This is a genomic window from Mycobacterium sp. (assembly GCF_002863225.1).
Lineage (GTDB): Bacteria > Actinomycetota > Actinomycetes > Mycobacteriales > Mycobacteriaceae > Mycobacterium.
Map to the genome: position 1 here is coordinate 1 of NZ_PKEK01000059.1, position 9,637 is coordinate 9,637.

The following is a 9,637-nucleotide window of genomic DNA, read 5'->3' on the forward strand; positions in this document are numbered from 1 at the left end:
CGACGGCACAGGCTCCGGGTCGGCGGACGCCAACGGAACGGCCGTACTGGTTGCGATCGCCAGCGCGAAGCCAATCAGCGTTGCCTTCATGCGCGCAGACTAGGGGATCACGCCGCCCCCCGGAACGGATCAAGCCGATTAATCGCCTCATGCCTGCGATGGTCCGGAACCTTCAGGTAGATCTGCGTCGTGCTCAGCGAAGAGTGCCGCAGCAGATCCTGCACCGTCCGAATGTCCGCCCCATCCTGCAACAGCGTCGTCCCGAACCAGTGCCGAAGCTTGTGAGGCGTGCCAGCAACCTGCGCCCGGCGCATGGCCAAGCTGACGATGTGCGACACCGACTTGCCTAGCACATGCTCCCCCGGCCGCGTGGCATTCGCCGGAAACCAGACGCCGTGCACCGGCATCGTCGCGGCCGCGTCAATCAACAGCGGATGCAACGGGATCGTGCGTGATTTCCGGTTCTTCCCATCGACCCAGATCGACGGCACGGTTGTGTCAACGTGCTCACCTCGCACTGCGGCGACTTCACTGACTCGCAGGCCGGCCAGCATCGCCAGCAGAATCATCACTCGTGTTCGGTGGTGCATCGGCGTCTTCAACAGTCGCATTACGTGCGCGTCGGAAACAGGGCGCGGTTCACGGTCGGGAGAGATGGGACGCGGCACTTTGATCATGGGGTTGTCGACTCGCCGATCGTCGAACTGCAGCCAGTGAAACCACGCCTTCAGATAGCCGTGATATGTGCCCGCAGTACCGATCGACCAGTCCGACCGGTGACTGGCCAACCACGCGGTGATCTGCAAAGGCTTTGCGTCACATGGCTCGATGCCGGTCTCACATCCAAGCTGCTGAACGATGCGAGTTCGCTCCGCGATGACCGTGTAGGAACGTCGTCCTGCGTGCATCGACAGCACCCAGTCATCCATGTGCCGGAAAGTGCGTGTCACCCCGATACCCCCTGAAACTTGCGCGTTGCCTCCTTGCAACGCTGTGAGATTCCTGGGTATCACGCTGAAACGGTCGTCAGACCTGGTTTCATTCGATTACCGGATAGTCCCAGGTAGTAGACGTTTTCTTCGCGTCTGTCCTCGGAGCAGAAGGCCGCAGGTTCGAATCCTGCCGGGGGCACCAGAGTTTTAGCAGCTGAACCACTTTTCCGGCCCGCTCTCCAGACTTCGGATGCACCGGACCGGGTCACGCCAAATTTCCAGCACAGAATGCGCGTTTCACCGAATCGGCCGCCAACGGCGCTGTACCGCGATAAGTTCGGCCCCGCAAGTCAGCTGGACACTCTGGGGGAATTCGATGATTCGTACGTTGCTGGTCGTTGCCGTAGCGGCCTTGGGCATTGTCGGAGCGGCTGCCGTCGCGCCCGCCGCCTACGCCGGCGGACCGTATGACAACTGCAAGCAAGCGCACGCCGACGGGCGCTACAACATTCTCAAAGGCGACCCGGACTACCGCTCCAAGCTCGACCGCGACGGCGACGGCGTCGCCTGCGAAGGCTGAGTCGCTAGCCCCGACCGCGCAGTCTCAGGCCGCCAGCGTGATGGGGGCCTGGGTGACCGTCACGCTGCGAAAGTGCTCGATGCCGTCCTCGTCGGTCAGATCTTCGATGATCTCGGCGAGTTTGGTCCTCACGTCCGACGGTGACGAGTACTGCGTGATCGCCCGCTGCCCGTCGTCGAACTCGATGGTGACCAGGTAGTTGCTCATGGTGGGCCTCCTGATGCTGATCGGTTCGTCCAACGCTAACCCGTGACCATCTGCGCCGCCCGTTGAGCAGCTGTGAACCCGCTGTGCGTCCCGCCCGGTCCATTGCAATGGTCCCGAACCACGATGGGCACCACTCAGCCGTTTGCGACGCGAACGCTGGAGCGGCAGAAGGTGTTGCCTACTGGCAACTTCCGGGAGGTGCGGGGACCGGACCCTGATTCGGCGGGGCGAACAGCCCGGTGGGTGCCGGCTTGACGCACTGAACGACGACCAGGGCGGCGGTTCCCGGGGCGCCCCGGTTGATCGCGCGCCAGTAGGAGCCGTCCTCGTAGGGCACTCCGTCGCATGACGGCTCCGCGGGAGACATCATGTCCACCGTCCCGCCACCCGGGCAGTAGTGCGCCCCGAAGTCGGGTTTGTGCGGGTCAGGGTCGGCATGGCCGATCGGAGCGGTCAGCAGCGCGGCAGCAATCAGCGCTCCGGTCAATACGTGCTTCATTCTGCTCATCCTATTTCGCCCCCTCGCCGTCGCGCGACGCCCGTGCGATTATCCGCACATGACCTCCGCGCTACTCCTTCGCGATTTGGTGCGCTGTTCGCGGCCCACCAGCATCATCGACATCGGCGCCAACCCCATCGACGGCGATCCCCCGTACAAGGAAATGCTCGGTTACGGACTGTGCACGGTAACAGGGTTCGAGCCGCAGCAGCGTGCGCTTGCGGAACTCCAGCAGCGCAAAGGGCCGCTGGAGAATTACCGACCGGAGGTGGTCGCCGACGGCCGCGAGCATCGACTGAAGATCACCAAGGCGTCGGGAATGACCAGTCTGCTCACCCCGGACCACAACCAGCTCGCGTTGTTCACCCCGTTCCTGGACTTCGGGACGGTCGTCGAGGAGCACGAGGTGCAGACGCATCGTCTCGACGACCTCGACATCGACGACTTCGACCTGCTCAAAATCGACGCCCAGGGTTCGGAACTGATGGTGTTCCAGAACGGTCAACAGCGGCTCGGTGGCGCTGTGGCGATTCACACCGAGGTGTCGCTGGTGCCGCTCTATCACGGGCAGCCCACCTTCGGTGAGGTCGACAACGAGCTGCGATCCCAGGGATTCATGCCGCACTCGATCCCGGACGTGAAGCGGTGGGCGATCGCGCCGACAGTGTTCGACGGCAACGTCTACACGCCGGGCAACCAGGTGCTCGAGGCAGACATCGTCTACGTCCGCGACCTCGCCCACCCGGAACGGATGACCAGCGAACAACTTTCACACCTGGCGATGATCGCGTTCCACATCTATGGCTCTGTCGACCTCACGGTCTACTGCATCCTCCAGCTCCAGCAGCGTGGCCGGGTGGCCGAAGACGCTGTGGAGCAGTTGATGCAGCTCTTCGCCTAGCCGGTGTCATACGACGTCCGGGCACGGCAGTGGCACGTACCGCGCCGCGGACTCCTGGTGCGACTGATCGGGTCTCGTCCTGAGGTGAGCAAGGTCGGTGACCACCGCGGACAACGGCTCCTCATCCGAATCCCCAGCCTCGGTCGCGAGCAGCGCGGCGACCGCAGCGTGACTACCGCGCTTCGCGTCGGTGTACGGCGTACCGCCCCAGCGGTCCGTCACACCGGGCCTGGCACCAACGGACAGTAGGTATTTCACGACGGCCAGGTGGCCTTCCGACGCGGCGAGGTGCAGCGCGGTCCTGCCGTCGTAGTCGGCTGCGTTGGGTTCTGAGCCCGTGGCCAGGACCGCGCGCAACTCCTCCAGATCTCCTTGGCTCGCCGCGTAGAGCAGTCGCATCGTGCCGCTGATCTCGGACTCGTTCTTCTTTCTGCGCGGGTCACGTTTGTCGGTGTCCTCGCCGACGGTCAACGAGTCGAAGGTGTGAAAGTTGTAGCGGGTGATGAACTCCCGGCAGAACGCCACTCCCCGAACCGAGTTGCCGTGCGGATCCAGCGGTGGCGACCAGATGCACACCCCCATCACCCCGGGGACGACCAGCATCAGACCGCCGGACACTCCGCTCTTGGCCGGCAACCCGATGGTGAACGCGAACTCGCCTGAGTAGTCGTACATTCCGCAGGACGACATCAGCGACAAGCTGTAACGCACGGTGCTGGGTTTGAAGACCGGATCATTCGTCAGGGGGTTGATCCCCGCATTGGCGAACGTGGCTGCCACCGCCGCCATGCCCTGCGCATCGAGTTCAATTGCGCAGCACTGGAAGTAAAACTCCAGCGTCTCCACCAGGTCGGTGTTCTGTGGGAAAGAGTCGTGCTCGCGCATGAAGTAACCGAGGGCGAAGTTGCGGTCCGCCGTCTTACGTTCGGACAGATAGACAGAGTTGTTGAACCCGACGCCGTTCGACCCCGAGAGCCGGCGCCACGCGTCGGCGACATGGTCGAAGCGGTCGGCCAGTTCGTCGTCGGGGTGCAACAGTGACGTGGTCATGATGGCGCCCGAGTTGATCATCGGGTTGTGCGGCAACCCGATGTCGGTCAGCGAAAGCTCGTTGAAGCCGCGGCCACTGGGCTCACGGCCGACGTGGCGGTGAACGGTGGCGATCCCGTGCTCTTCCAGGGCCAGGCTGTAGTTGATTGGCTTGCACATGGATTGGACGCAGAAGCGATCACTGGTGTCTCCGATGCTGAATCGCTGACCGTCGACTGTGCATACCGCGATCCCGAATTTGTCCGGGTCCACCCTCTTGAGTTGCGGGATGTAGTCCGCCACTTTGCCGTCGCTGTTGGGTCGGACGTTGTCGTAGATCTCGCGGAGTTCACTTTCCATTCGCGAGAAGTCGGGAATGACGAGATCACCACGCAACGCCCGCGCGATCAGTCCGCCGTTGGCCTCGCAGACGGCGGCGAACTGCTCGGCCGACAAGCCGCCACCGTCTCCGGCGTGCGCGTCCAGGATTTCCCGCACCCGCGGATCGTCGGTACCGATTCCCGTCGCGGTGACCCTGCTCATCAATTCCATCAACGAGATCCGTTGCTGGGCATCTGCATTGAAGGTCTGGGCAATAGAGCTGACATTGCCTGGTCCTCCGGACCGCGGAGCACCCGCCGGGCCATGACCGTCGACAACTTCGTCGAATTCTGCGCGCAAGATGGTCATGATTGACCCCCCATCCGTGTCCTGTCGTGGTTCCGAGGCGACAGTACGGAGCGAGGCTGGGAGCTAACAGTGTGGACGGCGTAACGAAGGCGTAATGAATCCAGTGCTCATTGACCTGTTCGTGACTCATCGCCTACACGCGATGTACCCCGGATTTACAAACCGCCCAGGTCGTCGGGCACGTCGACGGCGTTCTCGCGCAACGCGTCCAGTGGCACGATGTCGAGCGTTCGCTCGTGGGTGGATGCCAGGACCACCGGGGCGGCGAAGCCGTCGCGGTAGGCCAGCAGCCAGTTGTTCGCGGTAACGCACCACCGGTCACCAGGCGTCAGGCCGGGAAACCTGAACTGCGGCATGGGAGTTGAGAGATCATTGCCGATCGCTCGCTGGTGCTCCAGGAATTCGGCAGTCACCACCGCGCAGATCGTGTGCCGGCCGATGTCCTCCGGACCGGTCGAGCAGCAGCCGTCGCGGTAGAAACCGGTAAGCGGCTCGCTGCCGCACGGTTCCAGCGGGCCACCCAGTACGTTGCGCTCAGGCATCGAACGCGCTCGCGATCTCTGCCGCCCGGCGGAGCTGATCGAGATCGGAACTGGTTGGAATGAGCTGGACTTCGTCCGTACCGACGGCCTCGAATGCACGCAGCACCTCGATCAAGTCGTCCTCACTTCCGGCGAAGCCCGTGGTCGGTGCCATCGCGTCGACATATTCGACCGGTATCCAATTCATGTAACGGCGAAGATGGGTGTGCACCTGCTGCCGGGCGCCCTCGGCCGATCCCAGCGCAAACCAGAACGAGGTGGCCAACAGCGGCTTGGGCTTCCCAGCCTCGGCCCAGGCCTCGCGCGCGACGTCGAACAGCTCGTTCTGCTTGCCGACGTCGAGGTCCAGCGTGGTGCCGGCCAGGCCCTCAGCCCACGCCGCGGCACTGCGTAGCGTCTTGGGTCCGATCGTCCCGACCAGCAGCGGCGGGCCGCCCGGCTGAACCGGGGCGGGACCTACCGGCAGCACCGACTCGGTGACCTTCTCCCCGGCCCACACCTGCTTCATGACGGCGACCCGCTCGGTCATCCCGCGGATCGTCTGGGTGGCCGGGTCGGCGCCGACGGCCTGGTAATCCTCGACGCGGCCGCCGACGCCCAGGCCGACCGTCAGCCGCCCACCGCTCATCAGGTCGCCGGTCGCCAAGGCCTTGGCCAGCATCACCGGATCGTGCAACTGCGGGACGATCACCGTGGTCACCAACCGCACCCGCTCGGTCCAGGCCGCCAAAGCGCCCATCAGCGTCAGGGTTTCCGGGTTGTCGAACGCCATCCGTTCGCCCCAGCACAGCGACGAGAACGGGCCGTCGTCGATCGTGCGCGCCCAGTCGCGCAGTACTCCGGCGTCCACATCCGGCTCCATCACCGGCATGGTCATCGCTACCCGCACGATCGCGATTCTGGCACGCAGCCACCTGCACAGCGCCATCGACGTGCCGACAGCACGGACTCGCCACCGACGGCCGCGGGTAAACTCACGACACGATGCCGATCGCGTTCAACCACACCATCGTCGCCACGCACGACAAGCGGAAGTCCGCCGAGTTCGTCAGCGAGCTGTTCGGTTTGCCGAGCCCGCAGCCGTTCGGACACTTTCTGGCCGTCGCCCTCGAACATGGCGCCACTCTGGACTACACCGAAGTTCCCGAAGGCCAGGAGATCGCTACGCAGCACTACGCGTTTCTGGTTTCCGAGGCCGACTTCGACGCGATTTATGCCAAGATCTCCTCGCGCGGCCTGCCGCATTGGGCGGACCCGGGCGGACGCCGACCCGGCGAATTCAACACCAACGACGGCGGCCGTGGCGTCTACTTCCGCGACCCCGCCGGTCACTACCTGGAGATCCTGACCCGGCCCTACGGCTCGGGCGGTTAGCTGGCGCTGCGCGGACCGCGACGACGCGTTTCCTGAGCGCGGTAGTCGTCGGCCATCCGGGCGACGTGATCGGGCAGCGCACCGGACGCGACATCGGCCAGGCTGGTCTCCTCCAGCACCGCGCGCATACTGGCCCGCAGCGCCCGCCACACGTCAGTCAGCGCAGCGGTGGGTCCGGAATACGGCAGATCGCCCAGCCCGATATCGCGGACGCTGGCCAGCGGCCCGTCGATACACCGCAATACATCGGCGATGCTGATTTCTGTTCCGGGACGGGATAATTCGTATCCGCCGTCACGACCGCGATGGCTGCGCACCAGGTGGTCGCTTCGCAGCGCCGAGAGGATGTCGACGAGAAACTGCGGCGGAATGCCCTGCGCGGTGGCCAGTTCGTCGGTTGTCACCCGCACGCCGTCGCCGAGGGTTGCCAGCTCCACCATCGCCCGAACCGCGTACTCCGCCTTCGCCGACATCCGCATGGAATGAGATTGTCCCACCGGTAACGGATCAGCCGGTAATCGCGAGCACCGCGTCGGCGTACTCGGGACGGCACACGATCAGGTCGGGCAGATTCGGATCGGCGCGGTTGTATTCCAACGGCGATCCGTCGATGCGCGAGGTGTGCAGGCCGGCGGCGCGGGCCACCGCGACCGGTGCCGCAGAATCCCACTCGTACTGTCCGCCGGCGTGGACGTACACGTCGGCCAGGCCTTGAATGACTGCGGCCACTTTCGCACCGGCCGAGCCCATCGGCACCAGCGTGCCGTTCAGCTGTTCGCGCACCTTGAGCGCGATCTCCGGGGGCCGGGTGCGCGAGACCACGATCCGTGGCTGACCCGAAAACACCGGTGGCGGAACCGGATCGGGCGTGCCCAGGGTGACGCCCTGCGCGGGCAGCGCCACCGCGCCGGCGACCAGTGCCCCGGATTGCCAGAGTGCGACGTGCACCGCCCAGTCGTGACGGCCGAGTTCGGAGAACTCCCGGGTGCCGTCGAGCGGGTCGACGATCCACACCCGCTGCGCGGTCAACCGAACCGGATCGTCGACGCCTTCCTCGGACAACACCGCGTCCTCGGGCCGGTCCCGCGCCAAAGCTTCCGTCAAGTAGTCGTGGGAGCGCTTGTCCCCCGCCGTTTTTCGGTCTGCTTCGGTTGCGTCGGCGAGTTCGTCGCGCACCGTCAACAGCAGGTGGCCCGCTTCGGTGGCCAGTCGCGCGGCCAGCTCGTGATCGTTGTCGTCACCGTGGTCGCTCAATTCCGCCCCTCGATCAGATCGACGACTTGCTGCGCCATTTCGTCGAGACTTCGATCCGGCGTGAGTCGCAGGTCCGGATTCTTCGGTCGCTGGTACGGGCTGTCGATCCCGGTGAAGTGCGTGATCTCACCCGCCCGAGCCTTAGCGTAGAGGCCTTTGGGGTCGCGCCGCTCGCAGTCCTCCAGTGGGGTGTCGCAGAACACCTCGACGAAATCGAGGCCCGCATCGGCATGCACACCACGCGCCAGCTCGCGATGCTCGGCCAGCGGGCTGATCGCCGGCACCAACACGGTCTGCCCGGAGTCCGCGATCAACGCCGCCACGTGCGCCAGCCGGCGCAGGTTCTCGGCCCGGTCGGCCATGCTGAAACCCAAGTCGGCGTTGAGCCCGTGCCGCAGGTTGTCACCGTCGAGAACGAAAGCGGGAACACCCATTTCGAGCAGCTTGCGCTCGACCAGCATCGCCACCGAGGACTTACCTGACGCCGACAGTCCGGTGAACCACAAGGTACGCCCGCGGGTGAGCCGGTCCCTGGCTGTCACCAATGAGGCGTGCCGCACCGTGTTGGGGCTCGCCGACAGCGAGGTGGCCTCGCGCAGCACCATGCCCGCGGCGACGGTGCCATTGGTGTTCGGATCGATCAGGATGAAGGAACCGGTGCTGGCGTTGCGGGTGTACTCGTCAAGCAGCAACGGAACCTGCGAGCGCAGTGAAATGCGGCCGAGTTCGTTGAGCTGCAACGCCGTTGCCTCTTTGTCGCGGCGCAGCGTGTTGACATCGAGCCGGTAATCCAGTGCGGTGACCTTGACCCGGGTGGTCCGGGTGGTGTGCTTGATCAGGTAGTCGCGACCGGGTTGCAGCGCCTCGGCGTCGGCCATCCAGCACACCGTGGCGTCGAACTCCTGGGCGACCCGGGGGGCGTTGGCGGGCCGGGCGATCATGTCGCCGCGGGAGATGTCGATGTCGTCGGCCAGACTCACCGACACGGCCATCGGCGGAAAGGCCTCGGCCACTGGGCCGTTCGGGCCTTCGATGGCGGTGATGCGGCTGGGTTTGCCGGTCGGCAGCACGACGACCTCGTCGCCCGGGCGCATCACACCGCTGGCGACCGTGCCGGCGTAGCTGCGGTGGTCCTGGTGCTCGCGGGTCTGCGGACGGATGACGTACTGCACCGGGAACCGGACGTCGACGAGGTTTCGATCAGCCGCGACATAAACCTCTTCCAGGTGCGACAGCAGAGCGGGTCCGTCGTACCACGGGGTGTGCTGCGACTTACTGACCACGTTGTCGCCGTGCAGCGCCGACATCGGGATGGTGAGCACGTCCTGGACGTCGAGGCGCGTGGCGAAGGCATGGAACTCGTCGCGAATCGCCTCGAAAGTTGCCTTTTCCCAGTCGATGAGGTCCATCTTGTTGACCGCGAGCACGATGTGCTCGATGCCCAGCAGCGAGGCCAGAAAAGTGTGCCGGCGGGACTGCTCCAGCAGGCCGTGCCGGGCGTCGACCAGCACGATGGCCAGCTGAGCGGTGGACGCCCCGGTCACCATGTTGCGGGTGTACTGGATGTGGCCCGGAGTGTCGGCGATGATGAATTTGCGCTTGGGCGTTGCGAAGTAGCGGTAGGCGACG

12 protein-coding genes are annotated in these 9,637 nt (G+C 65.1%); 3 read left to right on the top strand and 9 right to left on the bottom strand.

Annotated features, from left to right (window positions below):
- Window positions 1-107: 107 nt before the first annotated feature.
- A complete protein-coding gene (locus tag CYU59_RS19305) occupies window positions 108-929 on the bottom strand; it encodes a tyrosine-type recombinase/integrase (protein WP_293001618.1) in 822 nt (273 codons plus the stop codon).
- 379 nt (window positions 930-1,308) lie between these two features.
- Here CYU59_RS19305 and CYU59_RS19310 point away from each other — a divergent pair, with 379 nt between their 5' ends.
- A complete protein-coding gene (locus CYU59_RS19310) occupies window positions 1,309-1,512 on the top strand; it encodes an excalibur calcium-binding domain-containing protein (protein ID WP_293001620.1) in 204 nt (67 codons plus the stop codon).
- Window positions 1,513-1,536: 24 nt separating this feature from the next.
- On the opposite strand, the gene CYU59_RS19315 is transcribed toward CYU59_RS19310, so the two are convergent.
- Window positions 1,537-1,719, bottom strand: coding sequence for a hypothetical protein (locus CYU59_RS19315; protein ID WP_293001622.1), 183 nt, complete (start codon window positions 1,717-1,719; stop codon window positions 1,537-1,539).
- A gap of 178 nt (window positions 1,720-1,897) precedes the next feature.
- Entirely contained in the window at window positions 1,898-2,218 is a 321-nt protein-coding gene (locus CYU59_RS19320; RefSeq protein WP_293001624.1) for a hypothetical protein, read from the bottom strand.
- A gap of 58 nt (window positions 2,219-2,276) precedes the next feature.
- Here CYU59_RS19320 and CYU59_RS19325 point away from each other — a divergent pair, with 58 nt between their 5' ends.
- Window positions 2,277-3,119: an FkbM family methyltransferase gene (locus tag CYU59_RS19325; RefSeq protein WP_293001627.1), complete on the top strand. Its 843-nt coding sequence runs from the start codon at window positions 2,277-2,279 to the stop codon at window positions 3,117-3,119.
- Window positions 3,120-3,125: 6 nt separating this feature from the next.
- On the opposite strand, the gene glsA is transcribed toward CYU59_RS19325, so the two are convergent.
- The 3 genes from glsA to CYU59_RS19340 all read right to left on the bottom strand — a co-directional run bounded on the left by glsA (window position 3,126) and on the right by CYU59_RS19340 (window position 6,257).
- Complete coding sequence (glsA, locus tag CYU59_RS19330) at window positions 3,126-4,838, bottom strand: glutaminase A (protein WP_293001629.1); 1,713 nt, start codon at window positions 4,836-4,838, stop codon at window positions 3,126-3,128.
- Between the two features lie 155 nt (window positions 4,839-4,993).
- A complete protein-coding gene (locus CYU59_RS19335) occupies window positions 4,994-5,380 on the bottom strand; it encodes a DUF2237 domain-containing protein (protein ID WP_293001631.1) in 387 nt (128 codons plus the stop codon).
- A complete protein-coding gene (locus CYU59_RS19340; protein WP_293001641.1) occupies window positions 5,373-6,257 on the bottom strand; it encodes an LLM class flavin-dependent oxidoreductase in 885 nt (294 codons plus the stop codon). The genes CYU59_RS19335 and CYU59_RS19340 overlap by 8 nt, the downstream gene beginning before the upstream one ends.
- Before the next feature lie 107 nt (window positions 6,258-6,364).
- On the opposite strand from CYU59_RS19340, the gene CYU59_RS19345 reads away from it, so the two are divergent.
- Window positions 6,365-6,754: a VOC family protein gene (locus tag CYU59_RS19345; protein WP_293001633.1), complete on the top strand. Its 390-nt coding sequence runs from the start codon at window positions 6,365-6,367 to the stop codon at window positions 6,752-6,754.
- Here CYU59_RS19345 and CYU59_RS19350 read toward each other — a convergent pair.
- The 3 genes from CYU59_RS19350 to cysC all read right to left on the bottom strand — a co-directional run.
- Window positions 6,751-7,233 (bottom strand): Rrf2 family transcriptional regulator, encoded by a 483-nt coding sequence (locus tag CYU59_RS19350; RefSeq protein WP_293001635.1) that lies wholly within the window; start codon window positions 7,231-7,233, stop codon window positions 6,751-6,753. The two genes, CYU59_RS19345 and CYU59_RS19350, sit on opposite strands and share 4 nt — an antisense overlap.
- Before the next feature lie 28 nt (window positions 7,234-7,261).
- Window positions 7,262-8,008, bottom strand: coding sequence for a 3'(2'),5'-bisphosphate nucleotidase CysQ (locus tag CYU59_RS19355; protein ID WP_293001637.1), 747 nt, complete (start codon window positions 8,006-8,008; stop codon window positions 7,262-7,264).
- Window positions 8,005-9,637 (bottom strand): adenylyl-sulfate kinase (gene cysC, locus CYU59_RS19360; protein WP_293001639.1); only part of this gene is annotated, 1,633 nt, incomplete at its 5' end. The genes CYU59_RS19355 and cysC, both read right to left, overlap by 4 nt.